The 20,380-nt window shown below is 57.8% G+C and carries 17 protein-coding genes and 1 tRNA gene; 10 read left to right on the top strand and 8 right to left on the bottom strand.

The annotated features are described in order from the left end of the window. Positions 1-27 precede the first annotated feature (27 nt). The 3 genes from IMCC12053_RS13825 to IMCC12053_RS13815 all read left to right on the top strand — a co-directional run bounded on the left by IMCC12053_RS13825 (position 28) and on the right by IMCC12053_RS13815 (position 3,595). Positions 28-426 (top strand): DUF4864 domain-containing protein, encoded by a 399-nt coding sequence (locus IMCC12053_RS13825; protein WP_062220033.1) that lies wholly within the window; start codon positions 28-30, stop codon positions 424-426. Positions 427-583: 157 nt separating this feature from the next. Beyond that, positions 584-2,875 (top strand): hypothetical protein, encoded by a 2,292-nt coding sequence (locus IMCC12053_RS13820; RefSeq protein WP_062220031.1) that lies wholly within the window; start codon positions 584-586, stop codon positions 2,873-2,875. A gap of 144 nt (positions 2,876-3,019) precedes the next feature. Further along, positions 3,020-3,595: a hemerythrin domain-containing protein gene (locus IMCC12053_RS13815; RefSeq protein WP_062220029.1), complete on the top strand. Its 576-nt coding sequence runs from the start codon at positions 3,020-3,022 to the stop codon at positions 3,593-3,595. A gap of 34 nt (positions 3,596-3,629) precedes the next feature. Here the strand turns inward: IMCC12053_RS13815 and IMCC12053_RS13810 are convergent, their stop codons facing one another. Beyond that, positions 3,630-4,325: a response regulator transcription factor gene (locus tag IMCC12053_RS13810; protein WP_062220028.1), complete on the bottom strand. Its 696-nt coding sequence runs from the start codon at positions 4,323-4,325 to the stop codon at positions 3,630-3,632. Here IMCC12053_RS13810 and IMCC12053_RS15970 point away from each other — a divergent pair. After that, positions 4,324-4,503, top strand: coding sequence for a hypothetical protein (locus tag IMCC12053_RS15970; RefSeq protein WP_062220026.1), 180 nt, complete (start codon positions 4,324-4,326; stop codon positions 4,501-4,503). The two genes, IMCC12053_RS13810 and IMCC12053_RS15970, sit on opposite strands and share 2 nt — an antisense overlap. Positions 4,504-4,830: 327 nt before the next feature. Beyond that, positions 4,831-5,412 carry a rhodanese-like domain-containing protein gene (locus IMCC12053_RS13800; RefSeq protein ID WP_062220024.1) on the top strand — a complete coding sequence of 194 codons (582 nt, stop codon included), beginning with the start codon at positions 4,831-4,833 and terminating at the stop codon, positions 5,410-5,412. A 65-nt stretch (positions 5,413-5,477) separates the two neighbouring features. On the opposite strand, the gene uvrB is transcribed toward IMCC12053_RS13800, so the two are convergent. Continuing rightward, positions 5,478-7,652: an excinuclease ABC subunit UvrB gene (uvrB, locus tag IMCC12053_RS13795; protein WP_062220022.1), complete on the bottom strand. Its 2,175-nt coding sequence runs from the start codon at positions 7,650-7,652 to the stop codon at positions 5,478-5,480. A gap of 435 nt (positions 7,653-8,087) precedes the next feature. Between uvrB and IMCC12053_RS13790 the strand changes: the two genes are divergently transcribed. The 3 genes from IMCC12053_RS13790 (at position 8,088) to IMCC12053_RS13780 (ending at position 9,914) form a co-directional block, all read left to right on the top strand. Next, the gene (locus IMCC12053_RS13790) at positions 8,088-8,399 is read left to right on the top strand and encodes an ETC complex I subunit (protein ID WP_062220020.1); all 312 of its coding nucleotides are present in this window, start codon (positions 8,088-8,090) and stop codon (positions 8,397-8,399) included. Between the two features lie 121 nt (positions 8,400-8,520). After that, entirely contained in the window at positions 8,521-9,450 is a 930-nt protein-coding gene (locus IMCC12053_RS13785) for an MYG1 family protein (RefSeq protein ID WP_062220018.1), read from the top strand. 125 nt (positions 9,451-9,575) lie between these two features. Further along, positions 9,576-9,914 carry an EthD family reductase gene (locus IMCC12053_RS13780; RefSeq protein ID WP_062220016.1) on the top strand — a complete coding sequence of 113 codons (339 nt, stop codon included), beginning with the start codon at positions 9,576-9,578 and terminating at the stop codon, positions 9,912-9,914. 151 nt (positions 9,915-10,065) lie between these two features. Here the strand turns inward: IMCC12053_RS13780 and IMCC12053_RS13775 are convergent. After that, a tRNA-Met gene (locus IMCC12053_RS13775) sits at positions 10,066-10,142 on the bottom strand. A gap of 140 nt (positions 10,143-10,282) precedes the next feature. On the opposite strand from IMCC12053_RS13775, the gene IMCC12053_RS13770 reads away from it, so the two are divergent. Continuing rightward, positions 10,283-13,858 carry a hydantoinase B/oxoprolinase family protein gene (locus tag IMCC12053_RS13770; protein WP_062220014.1) on the top strand — a complete coding sequence of 1,192 codons (3,576 nt, stop codon included), beginning with the start codon at positions 10,283-10,285 and terminating at the stop codon, positions 13,856-13,858. A gap of 46 nt (positions 13,859-13,904) precedes the next feature. Here the strand turns inward: IMCC12053_RS13770 and IMCC12053_RS13765 are convergent, their stop codons facing one another. The 5 genes from IMCC12053_RS13765 to IMCC12053_RS13745 all read right to left on the bottom strand — a co-directional run bounded on the left by IMCC12053_RS13765 (position 13,905) and on the right by IMCC12053_RS13745 (position 17,554). Next, positions 13,905-14,897, bottom strand: coding sequence for an aldose epimerase family protein (locus IMCC12053_RS13765; RefSeq protein ID WP_062220012.1), 993 nt, complete (start codon positions 14,895-14,897; stop codon positions 13,905-13,907). Further along, positions 14,894-15,745 (bottom strand): SMP-30/gluconolactonase/LRE family protein, encoded by an 852-nt coding sequence (locus IMCC12053_RS13760; RefSeq protein WP_062220009.1) that lies wholly within the window; start codon positions 15,743-15,745, stop codon positions 14,894-14,896. The genes IMCC12053_RS13765 and IMCC12053_RS13760 overlap by 4 nt, the downstream gene beginning before the upstream one ends. Then, on the bottom strand, positions 15,742-16,347 hold the full coding sequence (locus IMCC12053_RS13755) for a 2-dehydro-3-deoxy-6-phosphogalactonate aldolase (protein WP_062220007.1): 606 nt from the start codon (positions 16,345-16,347) through the stop codon (positions 15,742-15,744). Before IMCC12053_RS13755 ends, IMCC12053_RS13760 begins: the two co-directional genes overlap by 4 nt. 6 nt (positions 16,348-16,353) lie before the next feature. Further along, positions 16,354-17,250: a 2-dehydro-3-deoxygalactonokinase gene (locus IMCC12053_RS13750; protein WP_062220005.1), complete on the bottom strand. Its 897-nt coding sequence runs from the start codon at positions 17,248-17,250 to the stop codon at positions 16,354-16,356. Between the two features lie 103 nt (positions 17,251-17,353). Beyond that, on the bottom strand, positions 17,354-17,554 hold the full coding sequence (locus IMCC12053_RS13745) for a heavy-metal-associated domain-containing protein (RefSeq protein WP_062221362.1): 201 nt from the start codon (positions 17,552-17,554) through the stop codon (positions 17,354-17,356). 139 nt (positions 17,555-17,693) lie between these two features. On the opposite strand from IMCC12053_RS13745, the gene IMCC12053_RS13740 reads away from it, so the two are divergent. Beyond that, the gene (locus IMCC12053_RS13740) at positions 17,694-20,129 is read left to right on the top strand and encodes a heavy metal translocating P-type ATPase (protein WP_062220003.1); all 2,436 of its coding nucleotides are present in this window, start codon (positions 17,694-17,696) and stop codon (positions 20,127-20,129) included. The last annotated feature ends 251 nt before the right edge of the window (positions 20,130-20,380 follow it).

Here is a 20,380-nt window from a genome sequence, read left to right as displayed (position 1 = left end):
TCATGTAGCACACGGAGGGTTTTTCACATGGTGAACCGAAATCTATTTGCCGCCATTGTCATGGTCTTTGTGCCGTTTTCGGCGCTGGCCGATGCGGTCACGGATGTGATCGAGCGACAACTCGACGCCTTTATCGCGCGCGATATTGGCACGGCGTGGGAACAGGCAAGTCCGATGATTCATCGGCAAATGCGTGATCCGCGCACTTTTGCGGCGATGGTCGAGATGGGATATGCGCCGATCTGGAACAATGCGGATGCACGGTTTTCAAGCCGGACAACGCGCGATGGGCAGGTGCAGCAAGTGGTCGTGATCACCGACGACACCGGAGCCACGCAGGCGTTCGAATACGATATGATCGAGACGGGGGCGGGTTGGAAAATCAACGGGGTGCGCCCCGTGGAGATGCCTGACGCCGCAGTCTAAGCGTTGCGCCAAACGCCTTTGCGCCGCACGCCTGTATAAGGGTGGGGTAAACTCGATCCGTTATCTGTTTTTCATCTTAGGACATGTGCTCTGAGGGTCATGGCATTGCTATGGGCGTCAGACGTCATGGTGCCTTTTGGATGCGAAAGGGGTTCGGATGAACAAGGCCATTACAGACGGATTGGCGCTAATGCCGCCAGCATTTGCAAACGGATTGGACGTGTGGTCCACCGAGGACGGGACGTCAGGGTCCATCACATATGATAGCGTTGGCAATGCCGCGTTTGTCCCTGCGGACGGTGATTTTGGCGGCGCGATTGAAATCACCAAGCAAACGACAGTGACCAAGCTGCGCTATACGGGCGAGACGCCGTTGTTGCCGGGGGTGTATCTGCGCATCACCGCGCGGATCAAGGCAATTTCGGGCAATTTGCCCAACGTGCGCATTGCGGGATGGGCGGGCAATGCCGCCAGCAATCACGTTTCGGGCGTGACAGAAACCGGCCCCGAGGTGGCGCTTACGGCGTATGGTGAGGTTGTCGAAGTCTCTGCCATTGTGGGCTCTGGTGCGCGCGGTGGCGTCGATATGGTTTGGGGTTTGGATGCCGCATACGGCCATTTCGGCCTTGATCTAACCGGCGCCAACGGTGGCACGGTGCGGATTGACGATATTCGAATTGAGGATGTGTCGGCCTTCTTTTTTGCACAAAGTAGCGGTGTGATCGACGTGCGTGACTACGGCGCGGTCGGCGATGGCGTGAGCGATTGCGCGGATGCGTTCGAGGCGGCGGATAATGCCGCGAACGGTCGCAAAATTATTGCGCCTGCGGGGACGTATTATATCGGGTCCAATCTAAGCCTTGTGCATGAACCGATCTTTGAGGGCACTGTGGTGATGCCTGATGAGGCCTATTTGGCGCTGCGGCGCGGGTATCATCTCAACACCTATATCGATGCATTCGGCGACGAAGTTTTGGCGTTCAAAAAGGCGTTTCAGGCGTTGTTGAACTTTACTGATCATGAGGCGCTTGATCTATGTGGCCGGCGCATTGAAATTGATGCGCCGATTGATATGCATGCTGTTGTGAGCAACAAAAACACCTTTGCCACGCGCCGCAAAATCTACAACGGGCAATTCAACGTTCAGGCCTCGCCCAATTGGGATGCGGTGAGCGTGTCCTCGCAGGCGCGCTATTCCACGGCCAATGAGTTCGAGCTAACGGATGTCGCCAATATTGCGAATATCCAAGTTGGCAGTCTCATCACGGGGAGCGGCGTCGGGCGCGAGGTCTATGTCAAATCGGTCAATGTCGGCGCACAGACGTTGGAGTTGAGCCTGCCGCTTTGGGATGCCAGCGCAAATCAAAGCTACACGTTCACGCGCAATCAATACGTGCTCGATTTTTCAGGCTTCACCAAACTGTCGCAGCTTGAGATTATCGAGGTGGAGTTTTTGTGTAATGGCCACGCATCTGGCATTATGTTGGCCCCCGAAGGGATTTCATTTGCCTTCAAAGACAGTCACATCAAATCACCGCTTCAGCGCGGGATTACCTCCATCGGGCGGGCCTGTCAGAACCTCACGATTGATGGCTGTCAGTTCGTTTCCAACGAGGGGGGGGTCGACGCGGATCAACGCACGTCTGTGGCGTTTAACGTCAATGCCAACGATCCCAAAATTCGCAATAACCGGTTTGTGTTGTTCGGTCACACGGCGGTTTTGGCGGGCACGGGCAACCTGTTTGTGGGCAATCATTGGTTCCAAGGGGACTATCAATCCGACAGTCCGCGCGTGGCCGGTCTGGTGTTCACCGCGATGAACGTCAAATCCATCATTACGGGGAACTACATCGACAACTGCTTTGTCGAGATGACCAACGAACATGATATTGCGCCTGACTTTAGCTCCGAGTTCTCATTCGGGGGGCTGACGATTACGGGCAATATTTTTGTTGCGACCGATGCGGCGCCATGGACGTCATTCATTGTGTTTACGCCACGCGGATCGGGCCATTTCATCAACGGGATGTCGGTGCAGGGCAACACGTTCAAGGCGATCAACGGCTTTTTGGACCGCATCGACCATGTGGATACAACGTTTGCGGATCTGGACTATGGGCGGATGCGAAATATCGTGTTTGAGGGCAATACGTTCAACGGAATTTCCGAGTTGACGTTCAATCCGGTCTCGCTCGATTTCACACAAGCAACAGCATCGGAGAACTGGGTTCTTGATCCGTCCGAGTATCTGCCATTCGGGGGATGGGCGCGCACGGTGGAGAGCATCGTGTTCAATGGCGAGATGACGGACAGCAGCGGACAAACGGCATCCGCGATGCCCTATGTCACGTCCAACTATGGGACGAGTTCGAACCAGATCCGCCTGACCTTTCCGCAAGCCACACGTGGCACGGTTCAAATGTCTGTGCGGATGGATCGCCCGATCTAGGTCTGTTTGACTATCTTAAAAAGCGGGGCCAATCCATTGCTGTGGGTTGGCCCTATTGTGTGGCATAGGAGTGTGCGGTTGCGACATCGCTATGTGAAATTTTGCGCAGTAGCCTGTGGCGGCGTCCGCGCGTAAGTTGCAGATATGAACACGCCAGATGATTATCCATTAGACAGCCGTGAGGGCTTGCCCGAGGCGCTTCAGGTGCTGTTGGCCGACTATCCAAAAGCGGGATGGGAGGCGCATCCGAATTTTTCGGGGCTTGTGGCGTTTTGGTTGGAACGGCATATGATGTTTCGCAACGTGCTCGGCCTGTTAGAGGCGGATGTGCAGGCGCGCATAGATCGTTCAATTGATCCGCAAACCTATGCCAAGCGATTGGGCCGGTACGGTAGCAATTTGGTTCAGGGGCTTCACGGTCACCATCAGATCGAAGACGGGCACTATTTTCCAATTCTAAAGGGATTGGATGCCCGGTTGGAGCGCGGGTTTGAGATTCTTGACCGTGATCACCATGCGATGGATGGTTTGTTGGACCGGTTTGCACGATCTGCGAATGCGGTCCTGTCCGAAGGCGATGATGATCGCGCGCGGGAACACACCGTTCGTTTCGGGCGCGAGTGTGCGGGGTTTGCGCGTATGCTACATCGGCATCTGGATGACGAGGAGCAGATTATCGTGCCCGTCATTCTCAAAAATGGTGCGGCGGGATTGGCGTGATGCCAGATCGAGTGTGATCGTCAGGCGTCCCGTTTTATGCTGCAACACCCTGTGAGCGGGCTTGCTCGGAAATGCGATAGCCAAGCCCCCAAACCGTTTCCAACATGTCGGCCTCTCCCCCACAGGACTCGATTTGCTGGCGAATACGCGATAGATACACGTTGATGATCCGCGCATCCGGCTCGTCATCCCAAGCATACAAATGGGCCATGAACGCCTCTCGGGTCACCAGGCGGTCGCGGTTGAGCACGAGCATTTCGAGGATTTCGTATTCCTTGCGTGTGAGATGCAAGGTGTTGCTGCCAATACTCGCGCGGTTGAGGTCGGTGTCGAGTGTCATCGACCCAACTTTCAAAAGGGCGGAGGAATATCCCGATGTGCGCCGTACCGCAGCTTTGATTTGAGCGGCGAGAAAATAGGGGTCTACGTCACCCGTCAGGACGACATCCGCGCCCAACTCATAGGCGCGACTACGGGCGTCCCAATCTTCGGTGTGGGACAAAACATAGATCGGCATCAGGGGATGACGCTCGCGCAGATCGGCGAGCAATTTATGTCCGTCCATGTCGGGAATATCCAGATCGAACACGATCGCACTTTGCTCCCCGAATTTGGCGAACTCCAACAATTCTGTGCCATCATTGACGCGTGTGACAAGCAAGCCAGTGTCCGCAAGGCCAGCGCCCGCAGTCATAGCGTTCCAGTTTGTTTCAGCGAGAAGTACGCGCATGATCGAAGTCCTTTCCAACGCATGCCACACACGTGTGGCGGTGATCCATTCTGGAAGTGACAAGCGGCGTTTTGCGCGCAACGTGACCGAGAGGCAGCGCGGCGAAGGGGGCTGTTCATCAGTCGAAACAATTTTAAGCATCGTCGTTAAGGGCGAAGCAAGTGATTGTTATGGTTAATAAAAAATACAATATCAATTGTGTCGAAAGCCAGTCTGCGACTCACCCAATTGTGCAAAATATATGGCGCGAGGGCGGTGAATCTACGGATATTCTCAGCGTATTTATAGTAAATACGACGGGGCTGAGATCCAAAAGCGCAGCCCTTAAAGAGAATCATCATTCCCGCACTGTGTCTATAGGAATGTGATCATATGCGCTGACACAGAGTGTTCTGCGTGTTAAGTTTAACCTGCGCGCGAGAGAGACGAATGGTGCACGGACGGGGCGCATGAGCCACGACACAGCCATTCAAATTGTCATGCAAGATGCACAAGGAGTACACAGATGCGACTTTTGACAGCTGCACTAATCGTAGCGGCGAGTGCCGCAAGTGCCGATCCCGTTGGGATTACCAAAGATATGATGAGCGTGACGGTGCCGACCGGCGCGGGTCCGGTGGAGATTTCACGCATCCAAGATAATGCAGCGCTGATTGAGGGTGATTTCGCCCAAATCGCGCGACCTTGCCCGAGCTTTTGCATTCAACCGATGGTGCCCGCCGAGGGGGTGACACCGATTGGGGAACTGGAGATGCTCGGATTTTTGAACGACCCTGATGTGATTGTTGTCGACGGGCGCGTTCGGTCGAACTTCGCCGGTGGCGCGATCCCCGGCGCGATCAACATCCCCTATACCGAGGCCGCCGATCGTTTGGGCGAATTGGGATGCGAGCCTGATTTCGAAGGGTTCATTTGCGAGGGCGATGCAGTTAAATCTGTGGCGCTCTATTGCAACGGACCATGGTGCGGCCAATCCCCGACAGCGGCACGCCGCATGATCGAAGCGGGATTTCCAGCAGAAAAAATCTACTACTACCGCGCAGGGATGCAAGGCTGGCGGATGTTGGGGCTGACTGTGAGCCAATAGGAGATGACAGGCGGGGCGTTTACATCAAGCACCTCGCCTATCAACAATGCTACACACGTGCAGGCCTACCTCCGCCCCCCACGTTTTCCTCCGCGCATTCCGCCTCGGCCTCCTGTGCTGCGGCCAGAGGCTGTTTTCGCGTCCCCTACAGCTGCGTCAACGGCGGATTGGCGCGCCAGTGGGTCGTCGGAAATTGTGAGCTCGACCGCTTCCAAGCGTTGCACTTCATCGCGCAGGCGTGCGGCCTCTTCAAATTCCAAATTCTCTGCGGCTTTGCGCATATCGCTGCGTAGCCCGTCCAGAACAGCCTGAAGATTTTGGCCCGCCATCGGGGTGTCTATCGTTGCGGTGACGCGGTTCATATCGACATCGCCTTTGTAGAGGCCTGCCAAAATGTCCTCGACGTTCTTTTTGACGGTTTGCGGCGTGATGCCGTGTTTGACGTTATAGGCCATCTGTTTTTCGCGGCGCCGCTCAGTCTCGCCCATGGCGCGTTCCATCGATCCGGTGATGCGGTCGGCATAGAGGATCACGCGGCCTTCGGCGTTGCGCGCCGCGCGGCCGATGGTTTGAATGAGAGAGGTTTCGGAGCGCAAGAAGCCCTCTTTGTCCGCGTCCAAAATAGCAACGAGGCCGCATTCGGGAATGTCCAAGCCCTCGCGCAGCAAGTTGATGCCGATGAGCACATCGAACGCGCCGAGACGCAAATCGCGCAAGATTTCAATCCGCTCGATCGTGTCGATGTCCGAGTGCATGTAGCGCACGCGAATGCCCTGTTCGTGCATGTATTCTGTGAGATCCTCGGACATGCGTTTGGTCAGGGTGGTGACGAGAACACGGTAGCCCGCCGCCGCCTGTTTGCGCACTTCGTCGAGCAAATCGTCGACTTGTGTTTCGACGGGGCGGATTTCCACAACAGGGTCCAAAAGGCCGGTGGGGCGAATGATCTGTTCGGTGAACACCCCGCCCGTTTGTTCCAACTCCCACGCCGCTGGGGTTGCGGAGACAAAGACGGATTGCGGGCGCATCGCGTCCCATTCCTCGAACTTGAGCGGGCGGTTGTCCATGCAGGAGGGCAGGCGGAACCCGTGTTCGGCGAGGGTCATTTTGCGTCTAAAGTCACCTTTGTACATGCCGCCGATTTGCGGAACGGAGACGTGGCTTTCGTCGGCAAATACGATGGCGCTATCGGGGATGAATTCGAACAATGTGGGGGGCGGCTCACCGGGGGCGCGGCCCGTGAGGTAGCGCGAATAGTTCTCGATGCCGTTGCACACACCTGTGGCCTCCAACATCTCGATGTCGAAATTACACCGTTGCTCAAGGCGCTGTGCCTCCAACAGTTTGCCCTCGTTGTTGAGTTGATCAAGGCGCATGCGGAGTTCTTTTTTGATGCCTTGCACCGCTTGTTTCATCGTCTTTTGCGGGGTGACGTAGTGTGAGTTGGCGTAGATGCGGACCTGTTTAAACGTATCGGTTTTTGCACCTGTGAGCGGGTCAAACTCGGTGATGCTTTCCAATTCTTCGCCAAAGAACGACAGTTTCCACGCGCGGTCATCCAAGTGGGCGGGCCAGATTTCGAGGGTGTCACCGCGCACGCGAAATGTTCCGCGTGCAAAACCGTGATCATTGCGTTTGTAGGCCTGAGCGATCAAGTCGCCCATGACCTCGCGTTGGTTGTATTCGTTGCCGACCTGCAAATCTTGGGTCATGGCGCCATAGGTTTCGGCGCTGCCGATGCCGTAAATGCACGACACAGAGGCCACGATAATCACATCGTCGCGCTCCAATAGCGCGCGGGTGGCCGAGTGGCGCATCCGGTCGATTTGCTCGTTGATCTGGCTTTCCTTCTCGATGAAGGTGTCGGAGCGCGCAACATAAGCCTCGGGTTGGTAGTAGTCGTAATAGGACACAAAGTACTCAACGGCGTTGTCAGGAAAAAAGCCTTTGAATTCGCCATAAAGCTGCGCCGCGAGTGTCTTGTTCGGGGCGAGAATGATGGCGGGGCGTTGTGTGGCCTCGATCACCTTGGCCATGGTGAATGTTTTGCCCGTGCCGGTCGCGCCCAAAAGCACCTGATCGCGTTCGCCCGCGTTGATCGCGGCGCTAATTTCCTTGATCGCGTTGGGCTGATCCCCTGCGGCCTCGAATTGTGTATTGAGCACAAACCGTTTGCCGCCTTCCAATTTGGGGCGGTTTTTCACATCGGGGGCAGGGGAGTGTAGGATCGGTTGGTCCATGTGTGGTCCTTCGCGCGGGTCGGGAAATGGCACAAAACGCAGGGCCTATAGGTGATCTCTTTTTGTTCCTGTTTCAAGGGCGCGCGGGGCGGACGGGCAAAGGTTAATCAATCATTACCCGTTTTAAGATACTTTTAGGTGTTAAATACAACCTAAAGTAAATTTAAATGTTGATTTGTACTTAAATCTACGGCTAGGGTGTAAGGGCAAGCAGCAAAACGACTGATCCGGTTTCGGGTGCAACACCCCACCCACCCCACGCTCCCGACCCGAAACCGGACAGTCATCCCCCCCGTTTTAAACGCGACATCGAGATGCAACGCCTTTTGCTATGTTTGGCTCGTGCAGGGCGTGCATGGTCCAAACATCAACGGAGGGCTTGAAACAGGCGGCGGAACCGAGGATAACCCAATCAGCAACAACAAGGAGTCGTCGATGCGCGCTCGTATTTATCAGCCCGCCCGCAACGCCATGCAGTCTGGCCAAGCTAAAACCAAAGAATGGGTTTTGGATTTCGCCCCTGCGTCGGCCCGCGATATCGACCCGCTGATGGGGTGGACCTCGTCATCGGATACGCAAACGCAAGTGCGCATGAAATTCGATAGCAAAGAGGCCGCAATCGCATACGCGACCGAGCATGGCATCGACCATGTGGTCCAAGAGCCGCACAAACGCGCCCACAATGTGCGCGCGGGCGGCTACGGCGATAACTTTGCTACCAATCGTCGTCAGGTCTGGACGCACTAGCGGACACCACAAAAGGGCGCAGCGCGTGACGGATCGCCGTTGCCTGCGCCTGATTATACCGACAATCCCAAACCTTCCAAAGGGCGGCCCAACGGTCGCCCGTTTTATTTGAGGCGTAGCTATGACAATCACCCACCTTGTGACCCATTCTGGCGGCTTTCATGCCGATGAACTTTTGTCGTCGGTGATCCTGACACGCCTCTTTGCGGATGCACAGCTTGTCCGCACGCGCGATAAGGCATGGATCACACCCGCCGAGGGTCGGATCATTTATGACGTTGGCGGCCAGTTTGATGCGGATGCGCGGATTTTCGATCACCACCAACGCCCCAACCCGCTGCGTGAGGATGGCCAGCCGTATAGCTCGTTTGGTCTGATCTGGGCGCAGTACGGCGGCGATTATTTGCGCGCGATGGATGTTCCCGAACACGATATCGAGGCGATTCACGGCTCGTTTGATCGCGGGTTCGTTCTGCCGGTCGATCTGGTCGACAATGGCGCGGTGAATGCGTCGGAGGCGGGGCCGTTGTTTTCGGGTTTGACGTTGCCTGTGTTGTTGGAGAGCCTCAAGCCGGTGTTTGATGACACCGAAGAGGGCGTTGAAGATCGTGCTTTTCTGGCGGCGCTCAGCGTGGCGCGGGCGTTCGTCGAGGCACAAATCAAACGCAAAGCCGCGAAATACCGCGCAGAGGCGATGGTGCTTGCCGCGATAGAGGCCGCAGGAGAGGGGTTTATCCTTGAGCTGCCGATGGGCATGCCGTTTCGCGCAGGTGTGGAAAAAGCGGGTGCAGATCATTTGTTGTTCGTTGTCCATCCGCGCGGGGGTGATTGGACGCTGACAACCATCAGGGTTGGGAATGACACGTTCGAGGCGCGCGCTGATTTGCCTGCGGCATGGGCGGGTTTGACCGATGCGGCGTTAGATGCGGCGGCGGGTGTGAGCGGTGCCAAGTTCTGTCACAACGGGCGCTTTATTGCGGTGGCCAGCACGCGGGAGGCTATTTTGCAGATGGCAGAGCTTGCAGTGGTTGAGGCGCAGGCTAACGCGTGATGCCGCCGGCGTGGTGTGACATTGCGATGACCTGCGCCGAGTTTCGCTAGGCATTGCCGCAATCACCCCGTATGAAATTGTATCGAGAGAGCAAATAGTGCTCAGGGATAGGAAAAGAGGTCGACATGTTCGTACGCTGCGCGTTTTTCAAAGGCAAAATTAAATCGGGCATGGAAGAGGCGTTCCATGACCATTGGCGCGAAAACCTTGTGCCGCTTTGGAGTGCCTTTCCAAATCTCAAGGAATTGCGGGTTCACCGCGAGGTCGAAAGTGATGATCCCGAAAGCCCGTTCCCCTTGGTTATGGCGATGAAGTTTGAAACGCGCGATGATATCGAAGAGGCGCTTGCCTCCCCGACACGGTGGGCGAGTAAGGAAACGTCGAAAAAACTGTTCGAGATGTTTGACGGTCATGTCATTCACACGGTTTTCGCGGCGGATCAATTCGACCCGACCGCGCTCTAATCACGGTTTTACATGCTTTGTGCATATCTGCCCGCGCGTGAGTTTTCATGCGCGGGTTTTTTTGGGTCAGTACGCCAATAGGGCACGGCCATAGAGCATGCCAAAGGTGCGGCGTGCGCTTGGGCGTATCTATCTCATATATAAGGGGTAATGGTAGCGGAGGAGGGATTTGAACCCCCGACACGCGGATTATGATTCCGCTGCTCTAACCAACTGAGCTACTCCGCCAAAGTGGGGCGTAAGTAGTCGGCCACGCGCAGGGGGTCAAGAGGGAAATTGCGTGTTTTTGCCAGTTCTCACATCGCACCGTGCTTGTTGCGATCGCGGGCTTGTCCTAGTTTGCCGTAAACCTGCGGCGAGGGATGAGCATGACGGTCAAAAAGTGGGACTTCTGGATTGATCGTGGGGGCACCTTTACGGATGTTGTCGGGCGAGATCCGCGTGGTGTTCTGCACAGTCACAAACTGTTGTCGAACAATCCCGAACGCTACCGTGATGCCGCCGAACAGGGGGTGCGTGATCTGCTTGGGTTGGACGCACAGCAACCGATTCCAGATGGTGCGATTGCATCGGTGAAGATGGGCACAACGGTCGCGACAAACGCGTTGTTAGAGCGCAAGGGCGAGCGGGTGTTGTTGATGATCACCCAAGGATTCGGGGATCTGTTGCGCATTGGCTATCAAACACGTCCCGATCTTTTTGCGCTCGATATCAAACGCCCTGATTTGTTGTATGAAACGGTCGCCGAGGTGCCCGAGCGCCTTGCCGCTGATGGCTCGGTTGTGACGCCCTTGGATGAGGGGGCGGCGCGTGTCGCGTTGCAGACCGGATATGATGCAGGACTACGTGCTGTGGCGGTGGCGTTTGTCCACGCCTATTTTGAGCCTGCGCATGAGCGGCGTGTGGCGCAGATCGCGCGCGAGATCGGCTACACCCAAGTCTCGACCTCACATGAGGTGTCGCGACTGGCCAAACTGGTGTCGCGTGGCGATACAACCGTGGTTGACGCCTATCTCTCGCCAATTTTGCGGCGCTATGTCGAGCAGGTGTCACAGGCGTTGTCGCTTGGTGCGGCGTGCGAGCGATTGTTGTTCATGCAGTCCAACGGCGGATTGACCGATGCCGCGTTGTTCCAAGGGCGCGATGCGATCTTGTCAGGGCCGGCGGGCGGGATCGTCGGTATGGTCCGCACAGGACAGGCGGCGGGGTTCGATCGCTTGATCGGGTTCGATATGGGTGGCACGTCTACGGACGTCAGCCATTACGCGGGCGCGTTCGAGCGCAGTTTCGAGACCGAAGTGGCGGGTGTGCGGATGCGCGCGCCGATGATGGATATTCACACGGTGGCCGCAGGTGGCGGGTCGGTGTGCGCCTTTCGTGACGGGCGATTACAAGTCGGCCCCGAAAGTGCGGGCGCCGATCCCGGTCCCGCGGCTTATCGCCGTGGCGGGCCATTGACGGTTACCGATTGCAATGTGTTTTTGGGGAAGCTTTCGCCCGATCATTTCCCGCCCGTGTTTGGTGTCGAGGGTGATCAGCCGCTTGATGTTGACGCCGCGCGGCGTGCCGTCTGTGGCGTCACCAATGCGATCAATGAGGCGACATCCCAAGAGCTTAGTCCAACTGCGGTTGCCGAAGGGTTCCTTAAAATCGCGGTTGATAATATGGCCAACGCGATTAAGAAAATATCGGTCGAGCGCGGGCATGATGTGACTGAATATGCGCTGCAATGCTTTGGCGGTGCGGGCGGGCAACATGCCTGTCTGGTGGCCGATGCGCTCGGAATGCGCCGTGTGTTGATCCATCCGTTTGCGGGGGTTTTATCGGCTTACGGTATGGGGTTGGCCGAGGTGCGCGCGCTGCGTGAGCGGCAGGTGGACCAGTCATTGTCGGCGCTAGACGCGGTGCACGATTTGGTCCGTGACATGGCGGCGGATGCCGAGCATGAGGTGGCAGCCCAAGGGGCCAGCAAGATTGACACACGCACCCGCGCCCACCTGCGGTATGACGGGTCGCACCAGACGTTGGATGTGGCGTTTGAAGATGCCGCATCCATGACGGCGGCGTTTCACGATGCACACAAAGTGCGGTTTGGGTTTGCCCGTGAGGGGCGCGCCGTGATCCTTGATATGGTGGCGGTTGAGGCGGTTGGCGACACGGGCGAAGCCCCTGTGGCGGTCGCAATGGCTGAGGGGGCAAGTGCACCTATGGCCCATGTCGATGTGCGTGCAGCGGGCTGGGGGCATGTGCCTCTTTATGCGCGCGGCGCTCTGGCCAGACAGACCGTGATCAAAGGCCCCGCAATCATCACCGAACCCACAGGCACCAACGTGATAGAGCCGCATTGGACCGCGCAGCTCGATACGCTGGGCAATCTTGTCTTGAGCCGCGATGATGTGGCGCGGTCGGATGACGTGTCTGGAGCCGAGGCTGATCCTATTTTGCTTGAGGTCATGTCCAACCTGTTCATGTCTGTGGCCGATCAGATGGGGGCAACCTTGGCCAATACGGCGTGGTCGGTGAACATCAAGGAGCGGTTTGATTTTTCCTGTGCTATCTTTGACGCGCATGGGCACTTGGTCGCGAACGCGCCGCATGTGCCTGTTCATCTCGGGTCGATGTCCGACAGTATTCAGACGATAATCCGACTTAATGCCGACGCCGCTGATGGCGATGCGTTTGTACTCAATTCACCCTATCGCGGCGGGACGCACTTGCCCGATGTCACTGTGGTCAGCCCTGTGTTTGTCGCGGGCAAACCTGCCTTTTGGCTCGGTGCGCGCGGGCATCATGCGGACATCGGCGGGCGCACCCCCGGATCGGCCCCGCCCGACAGTCGCACCATCGACGAAGAGGGGGTTTTGATCGACAACGAGCGGCTTGTCGCGGCGGGTGAATTCCAAGAGGAGTTGATGCGCACGGTCTTGGCCGCGGCGCGATACCCCGCACGCAACATCGATCAAAACATTGCCGATCTTCAGGCGCAAGTGGCCGCGAATGAAACGGGCAAGCGCGCCTTGCTCGACGTTGTTGCACGCTACGGGGTCGAGGTCGTCACCGCCTATATGGGTCATGTCCAAGACAATGCAGAGGCCTCGGTGCGCGCAGTGATAGACCGCTTGTCTGATGGCGCATTTACCTATCCGATGGATGATGGCGCGCAGATCAAAGTGGCGGTGCGCGTGGACCGCGCGGCGCGGCGCGCCACGGTGGATTTTACAGGGACAAGTGCGCAGCACACGGGCAATTTTAATGCGCCCCTTTCGATTTCGCGCGCTGTTGTGCTCTACGTGTTTCGCACGCTTGTCGGCAAAAATATCCCGCTCAATGAGGGGTGTCTGGCGCCAATTGATATCATCGTGCCCGAGGGGTCGATGTTGAACCCACGTGCTCCTGCGGCGGTGATTGCGGGCAATACGGAGGTGTCTCAGGCGGCGTGTAATGCGCTGTTCGGCGCGCTTGGTGTGATTGCCGCGAGCCAAGGGACGATGAATAATTTCGTGTGGGGCAATGCGCGGTTTCAGAACTACGAGACGATTGCCGGCGGGACAGGGGCGGGGCCGGATTTTGACGGATGTGACGCGGTGCAAAGTCATATGACCAATACGCGGATGACCGATCCCGAAATCCTTGAGGCGCGGTTTCCTGTCCGGCTTGAAGAGATGTCTATTCGCCACGGATCTGGCGGTATTGGGGCGCAGTGTGGCGGGTGCGGCGCGGTGCGCCGATTGCGGTTTTTAGAGCCTGTGACCGTCACAACGTTATCGTCGCACCGCATCATTGCGCCCTTTGGGGTTGGTGGCGCGCAGGGGGGGCACGTGGGCGTGAACTACGCCATTTTGCCAAATGGCCGCCGCGTCGAATTGCGCGGCAATGACGAAATTGATCTCCCCTCAGGGGGCGTGTTCGTGATGGAAACGCCAGGGGGCGGTGGATTTTCGTAGCGTTCCCAAGGCGCGCTAAAACCTGCGCGCCTTGGGCTATGCGTGATCACGCTTTGGAAAAGCTCCAGACGGTTTCTTGGCGGTAGACATCGCCCGCGTTCAACCGACAGGTGGGGAACCCCGTTTGGTTCGGCCCGTCTGGCCAGCGTTGCGGCTCCAAAGCCATGCCGCAAAACGCGCCGTAGGGTTTTCCGGTCAGCCCGATACAGGGCGCCGAGGATTGCTTCCCCGCGTCATAGACTTGCAAGCCCGGCTCGGTGGTGTCGATCCGCAGTGTGACACCGCTTTGCCCCGTGAGTGTGCACGCGTGCTGTAGGGTGTCGCGTGGTGCATCGGACAGGCACAGGTTGTGGTCGATGCGCGGTGTTCCGTCGCCCACCGCGCGGCCAGAACGAAAGTCAAAGTCTGTGCCGTGCACGTCTGCTACGCCCGTGGGGATGAGGGCGCGATCAACGGGTGTGTAGCGGTCTGCGGGGATGGTCAATATATGCCCCGTAATTGTGGGTGTGCCATCGAGGGACCAATAGGAATGGTTGGCGATATTGATATAGGTGTCTTTGTCTGTTTCGGCCTCGATCACCAAACGCAGGTGTGCGGGGGCATCCAATGAAAAGCGTGCTTTTACAGTGCGATTTCCGGTAAACCCGCCTGTGCCATCGGGCAGCTCGAGCGTCATCGTCACAGCGTTATCTGTCGCGCTTTCGATCTGCCACACTTCTGTGTGCATCCCATGAGGTCCGCCATGCAGACATGTGGTGCCTTCATTGGCCTCAAAGCTGAGAAGATCGCCATTGAGCGGTGCGGACGCCCCTGCAATGCGGTTGGCGACGGGGCCTACGAGCGCGCCGAAATAGGTCATCGGTCCTGCGTAGGCTGCAATGTCCGTGGCCCCCAACGTAAGCGGGTATGGCACCCCTTTGAGGCGCACATCATGGATCGCTGCGCCAAGGGTCAAAAGGGTGACGCTTAGATCGCCCGCGTGTAGCGATACCGCCTCAACAGCGCGCCCATCCGGCGTTGTGCCAAAGGGGCGTCTCATAGAAAGACCTGATGTTCTTTTTGGCCCTTTGCCACGTTGTCGATGGCAAAAACCGCACCGTGTTCATCGCTTTTGGCGCGGTCGTCATCGGTGAGGTTTTGCTGTGCGGATGTCACGAACATCGTGGTGCCATCTGCGCCGCCAAACGCAGGGCATGACGATTGCAGTCCGCCCACGTCGATATAGCGCAGAACCTCACCCGTTGGGGCGTAACCGCACACGCGGTATGATCCCCATTGTGCGTTCCACAGGTTGCCGTCCGCATCAACAACGGATCCGTCTGGGTGGTTGGCGTTTGCGATAAATACCTCGGGTTTGCCGTGCGGCCATCCGTCATCATTGAGTGCTACCCGCATGATTTGATCGGTGCGCGTATCGCAAAAATAGGCGGTTGTCCCATCCGGAGAAAAGCAGATGGAGTTGGTGATCGTGATGTCGCCAAACAGCTTGCGCAGAGTGCCACGGTAGTAGCGGTAGATCGACCCCGCTTTCTCCTGTGAGGCTTTGCCCATCGTGCCAATCCAGAACCCGCCTTGGGGGTCGGCGCGGCCATCGTTGGACCGTGTGTCTGGATTGTCGGCCTCAAGCGCACACACAAAGGAGGTTTCGCCCGTCGCTATGTCAAAGGTCGACAGCGATGTTTCGGAGGCCATCAGGAGCGTGTTCTCGTCGACCCAGCCCGCCGCAGAGACATATTCGTCGAATTGCCATGTGACCGTTTCGTCATTCACGCGGGTGTGCAGACGCATGCCCATGATGTCGAACCAAAACAGTTGATTGCGGATAGGGTGCCACAGTGGCCCCTCACCAAGCTCGCAACGGGTTTCATCATAAATGTAATAGCTCATTTCACGGCCTCATCATAGGCGGCTACCATGGCGCGGGCGCGTGATGCGACCTCGTCGGCGGTAAACCCAGGTTTATAAAGTGCGGACCCCATGCCAAAGCCTGCGGCACCGGCGGCAATCCAGTCGGCGAAATCGTCAGGGTCGACACCGCCTACGGCGTACACATCGGTGTCGGCGGGCAGCACGGCTTTTACGGCTTTTAGTCCCTCGATGCCCAGCTTGAACGCGGGAAAGATTTTGAGCCCATCTGCACCAGCGCGCAGAGCGCTGAACATTTCGGTGGGGGTCAGGACGCCGGGAAACGATTGCATGCCGTGGGCTTTGGTGGCCGCGATAATGTCGGGGTTGGCATCGGGTGAGACAATGAGTTTGCCCCCTGCCGCTTTGACTTGGGCCACGTCCGACAGGGTCAACACGGTGCCTGCACCGATCAGGGCGCGATCACCGTAGGCATCGACCATTGCTTTGATAGACGCAAAAGGGTCGGGGGAGTTCAGCGGCACCTCGATACGGTCGATGCCCGCGTCGATGAGGGCGCCGGCGATTTCGACCGCCTCGGGTGGGGTCAGGCCGCGCAGAATGGCAATAATAGGTCGGCTCATGTCAGGTTACTCCGTCAGTGTGGCGTGGGCGGCTTTGAGCCCTGCGAGGGTCATCGTCGTGGCATCGGTCATAACGGCATCGACGCCTTGGGGTTTCAGAGCGCGCGCATACAGCGCACACAGTTTTTTGTCGCCGATCAGCGCCACAGGTTGGCCGAGCCAGTACGGTTTGCACGCGGCAATTTCAGCGCCGATCAAGAGGCCGGACAAGCGGGATTTGGCGGTGGCGTTGGTCATGCCATTGAGCAAGCCCTCGGCGCGCAGCGAAAACAGTTTGGCGGCAAGCTTTTCAGGGCGTGACAGGCTCTCGTCGACCGCGTTGTCAAAGGCGGACGCATCCCAGTCATCGCAGGTCACAGAGTGGCGCAATACGGTGTGATTGGACAGGGCCGCGAACATTTCCCCTGTCATCACGGTTTGGAACGATACGATTTCGCGCGCGCTCATATGGACCCATTTGGTGTGGCTCCCGGGCAGGACGACTACGCCGTCAAAGTCGGGATTGAGGGCTTGGAATCCAGCGATTTGGGTTTCCTCGCCGCGCATCACATCGGCGGGTGACATTTGGCAAACCCCCGGAAGGATACGCACATCAAGGCGCGGATCGGTGGTCGGCGCGTGTGTGAGTATGCTGGCGGTGGGGGCGCAGGGTGTGCGGGCGTAATCAGCCTCAATCCAACCTTGGCGCGCGCCAACCATACCACATGCAATCACGCGGGTTTTGCCCGCAGGGAGCCAATCCGAGATGAGGTCAAGAAGTGCAGGTTCAAATGCGTCTGGATCAAGCGATCCCATCCCGTTTTCGGAATGCGCCTCAGCCAGAAGAGTGCCACTTGTGCTCATGGCCCAAGCGCGCAGGGCGGTTGTGCCCCAATCGACAGCGATCCAGTCGGCTTTGATCATCAGCCTCTCCCTCGTGTTCATCTTGCGTGGTTTACGCACCGTTATTGCGCGGGCATCGCGCGCGTGCAATGCAGATAAATGAACAAGGGGCGTGTGGGCGTGCTCAGGAACGCAGTTCGGCGGGGTATCCGGCGTCTTGTAGGGCTTTCAGAACAGCCGCGTCTGTGGCGTTGGAGCGCACATCAATTTCACGGTTCTCCATATCGACCTCGATATCGACGCCATCATCAACAGCTTCGAGGGCCTGCAAGATGGAGGCGCTGCAATGGCCACACGTCATATCGGGAACTGAAAACACGGACATAGCGGGTTCCTTTTGATGTTTTGAAATGAGTAGCATATCGCCGGTGAAAGGCAATGCGTTCACTTTGTCGCGCTGCGTCTTGACGCGTGGCGACGTAGACACCTAGGTGGGGCAAGGAATTTAACCGAAAGAGGCCAACATGCACTCCGTCAGATTGAGCGTTGAGGGAATGACCTGCGCGTCCTGCGTGGGACGTGTCGAGCGGGCTCTTTTGGCGGCCGAAGGCATTCATGCGGCCAATGTGAACCTTGCCGTGGAGGCGGCGGAGATTACGTTTGAAGCGCCTGCGGACATGTCCAGTATTGTCGCAACCTTGGAAAAAGCGGGTTATCCCGCGCGAACGGAGGCTATCGTGCTCGATGTCGAGGGCATGTCGTGCGCCTCATGTGTCGGGCGGGTTGAGCGGGCTTTGGCGGATGTTGAGGGCGTGATCGCCGCATCGGTCAATCTGGCGGCAGAAACGGCGAGCGCTACGGTTTTAGCCGGAGTAACAGACGCGGATGCCCTATGCGGCGCGGTGGCGGGGGTCGGGTACACCGCCAGATCTCGCGCGCAAGATGCGCCACACGAGGATCGCAAAGCCGATGAGGCGCGCGGCTATTTGCGCCGGTTAATCGTTGCTGCTGCCTTCACATTGCCGGTGTTCGTCGTTGAAATGGGTGGGCATTTATACCCGCCTGTCCATGGTTGGATTATGGGGGCGATGGAGCACCAAACATGGCGGCTTATCCAGTTTTGGCTCACATTGGTCGTCTTGATCGGCCCTGCGCGCGGGTTCTTTTTAAAGGGGGTTCCCGCCTTGTTGCGCGGCGCGCCTGATATGAATTCGCTCGTGGCGATGGGGGCGGGGTCAGCGTTTGCCTATTCGTGCGTGACGACTTTTGCACCGTGGTATTTGCCGCCTGCCGCGCGAAACGTGTATTTCGAGGCTGCGGCGGTGATTGTGACGCTGATCTTGTTGGGGCGCTATTTAGAAGCGCGCGCAAAGGGGCGCACGGGCGAGGCCATTCGCAAACTGGCCGGGATGAAGGCCGTGACAGCCCGCGTAGAGCGTGACGGGGCGGTTGTTGATGTGGCCATTGGTGAGGTTGTCGTGGGTGATATTGTGCACCTGCGTCCCGGTGAAAAGGTTGCGGTGGACGGTGTTGTGATCAGCGGCGACAGCCATGTTGACGAGGCGATGATCTCCGGCGAGCCGCTGCCCGTGGCCAAGGGCGAAGGGGCGGCGTTGATCGCGGGTACGGTAAACGGCGAGGGGGCGATGAGCTACCGCGCGCTCAAGGTGGGCGGTGACACCATGTTGGCGCAGATCATTCGCATGGTCGAAGATGCGCAAGGGGCCAAGCTCCCAATTCAGTCTTTGGTTGATAAGGTGACGATGTATTTTGTGCCTGCTGTGATGGTGTTGGCCGCGTTGACTGTTCTGGTCTGGTTGGCCTTTGGGCCTGATGCGGCGTTGCAATATGCGCTTGTTGCGGGGGTATCGGTGCTGATCATTGCCTGTCCGTGCGCGATGGGTCTGGCCACGCCCACATCGATCATGGTGGGAACGGGGCGGGCCGCAGAGTTGGGCGTGTTGTTTCGCAAGGGTGATGCCCTTCAGGCGTTGCAGTCGGTCAAGGTGGTGGCGTTTGACAAGACCGGCACACTCACGATGGGCGCGCCCGTGGTGACGGATATCATCGCGCTGTTTGGCGATGAAAACACCGTTCTGGCGATGGTTGCCGCCGTGGAGGCAAAATCAGAGCATCCGATCGCGCGCGCCATTGAGCGGGCGGCGGCAGAGCATGACCTGACCCTGCCAGCGGTTGGTCGCGCCCGCGCGGTCGCAGGACACGGGGTGAGTGCGCAGGTTGGCGATCATCAGGTCTTGGTCGGCAATGGGCGATTGATGGTGCGCGAAGGCGTCGAAATGGCGGCTTTTGGCGCATCGTTAGAGATGTTGGAGGCGCAAGGGCGCACCCCTGTTTTGGTGGCGATAGACGGCGTGCCTGCGATGGTCCTTGGCGTGTCTGACCGTGTGCGTGCAGGGTCGAAAGAGGCGGTCGCGATGTTACATGCGCGCGGGCTATCCGTGGTCATGGTCTCGGGCGATACCAAGCGGGCGGCACGCGCGATTGCGGACGAGTTGGGCATCGATCGGGTCGAGGCGGAGGTGTTGCCCAAGGGCAAGGCCGAGATCGTCGCGGCATTGCGTGCACAGTTTGGCCAGATTGCATTTGTTGGCGATGGGATAAACGATGCGCCTGCGTTGGCCTCGGCAGATGTCGGGTTGGCCGTTGGGAGCGGCACTGATGTTGCGATTGAGGCGGCGGACGTGGTTTTGATGGGGGCGGACCCGCGCGCGGTGGTCACGGCGTTGGACCTGAGCCGCAAAGTGATGCGCAATATCCGCCAAAACCTGTTTTGGGCCTTTGCGTACAATGTCGCACTTATCCCGATTGCTGCGGGCGTGCTTTACCCGACTTGGGGTGTTTTGCTCTCTCCGATGCTGGGCGCGGGGGCAATGGCGCTCTCATCTGTCTTTGTGATCAGCAATGCACTTCGGCTGCGCGGTGTGGGCCGTGCTGGCTGACGTAAGGTCATAAAAATCATCCATTTTCGCTATCTTGCCTGATTGCCAATATGTCGTGTTCTTCTCCAAATCTTGGGAGCAGTCCGGGGTTTATGGCGCTATCTGGTAGCAAATAGGGCTTTTTTTGCCGAAATCGCAGAAAAATCTAGCAAGTGATTCGAGTATACGTTAGTTTCTAAGCTAGAGCGTAATGATAGCTGTGACCAAACTTAGGATACACGGCACATACTTGAGCAGAAGTGAATATGTAT

The organism is Celeribacter marinus, assembly GCF_001308265.1.
Taxonomy (GTDB): domain Bacteria; phylum Pseudomonadota; class Alphaproteobacteria; order Rhodobacterales; family Rhodobacteraceae; genus Celeribacter; species Celeribacter marinus.
The sequence above is the reverse complement of the archived record's forward strand: the minus strand, read 5'-3'. Positions and strand labels throughout refer to the sequence as shown.

What these genes read in the sequence shown, in the direction of transcription:
- IMCC12053_RS13800 (WP_062220024.1), top strand. Translation starts at nt 4,831, where the DNA reads ATGCGACTTTTGACAGCTGCACTAATCGTAGCGGCGAGTGCCGCAAGT.
- IMCC12053_RS13750 (WP_062220005.1), bottom strand. Translation starts at nt 17,250, where the DNA reads ATGATCAAAGCCGACTGGATCGCTGTCGATTGGGGCACAACCGCCCTG.
- IMCC12053_RS13760 (WP_062220009.1), bottom strand. Translation starts at nt 15,745, where the DNA reads ATGAGCTATTACATTTATGATGAAACCCGTTGCGAGCTTGGTGAGGGG.
- IMCC12053_RS13790 (WP_062220020.1), top strand. Translation starts at nt 8,088, where the DNA reads ATGCGCGCTCGTATTTATCAGCCCGCCCGCAACGCCATGCAGTCTGGC.
- IMCC12053_RS13740 (WP_062220003.1), top strand. Translation starts at nt 17,694, where the DNA reads ATGCACTCCGTCAGATTGAGCGTTGAGGGAATGACCTGCGCGTCCTGC.
- IMCC12053_RS13785 (WP_062220018.1), top strand. Translation starts at nt 8,521, where the DNA reads ATGACAATCACCCACCTTGTGACCCATTCTGGCGGCTTTCATGCCGAT.
- IMCC12053_RS13780 (WP_062220016.1), top strand. Translation starts at nt 9,576, where the DNA reads ATGTTCGTACGCTGCGCGTTTTTCAAAGGCAAAATTAAATCGGGCATG.
- IMCC12053_RS13825 (WP_062220033.1), top strand. Translation starts at nt 28, where the DNA reads ATGGTGAACCGAAATCTATTTGCCGCCATTGTCATGGTCTTTGTGCCG.
- uvrB (WP_062220022.1), bottom strand. Translation starts at nt 7,652, where the DNA reads ATGGACCAACCGATCCTACACTCCCCTGCCCCCGATGTGAAAAACCGC.
- IMCC12053_RS13745 (WP_062221362.1), bottom strand. Translation starts at nt 17,554, where the DNA reads ATGTCCGTGTTTTCAGTTCCCGATATGACGTGTGGCCATTGCAGCGCC.
- IMCC12053_RS13815 (WP_062220029.1), top strand. Translation starts at nt 3,020, where the DNA reads ATGAACACGCCAGATGATTATCCATTAGACAGCCGTGAGGGCTTGCCC.
- IMCC12053_RS13755 (WP_062220007.1), bottom strand. Translation starts at nt 16,347, where the DNA reads ATGAGCCGACCTATTATTGCCATTCTGCGCGGCCTGACCCCACCCGAG.
- IMCC12053_RS13810 (WP_062220028.1), bottom strand. Translation starts at nt 4,325, where the DNA reads ATGCGCGTACTTCTCGCTGAAACAAACTGGAACGCTATGACTGCGGGC.
- IMCC12053_RS13765 (WP_062220012.1), bottom strand. Translation starts at nt 14,897, where the DNA reads ATGAGACGCCCCTTTGGCACAACGCCGGATGGGCGCGCTGTTGAGGCG.
- IMCC12053_RS15970 (WP_062220026.1), top strand. Translation starts at nt 4,324, where the DNA reads ATGATCGAAGTCCTTTCCAACGCATGCCACACACGTGTGGCGGTGATC.
- IMCC12053_RS13770 (WP_062220014.1), top strand. Translation starts at nt 10,283, where the DNA reads ATGACGGTCAAAAAGTGGGACTTCTGGATTGATCGTGGGGGCACCTTT.
- IMCC12053_RS13820 (WP_062220031.1), top strand. Translation starts at nt 584, where the DNA reads ATGAACAAGGCCATTACAGACGGATTGGCGCTAATGCCGCCAGCATTT.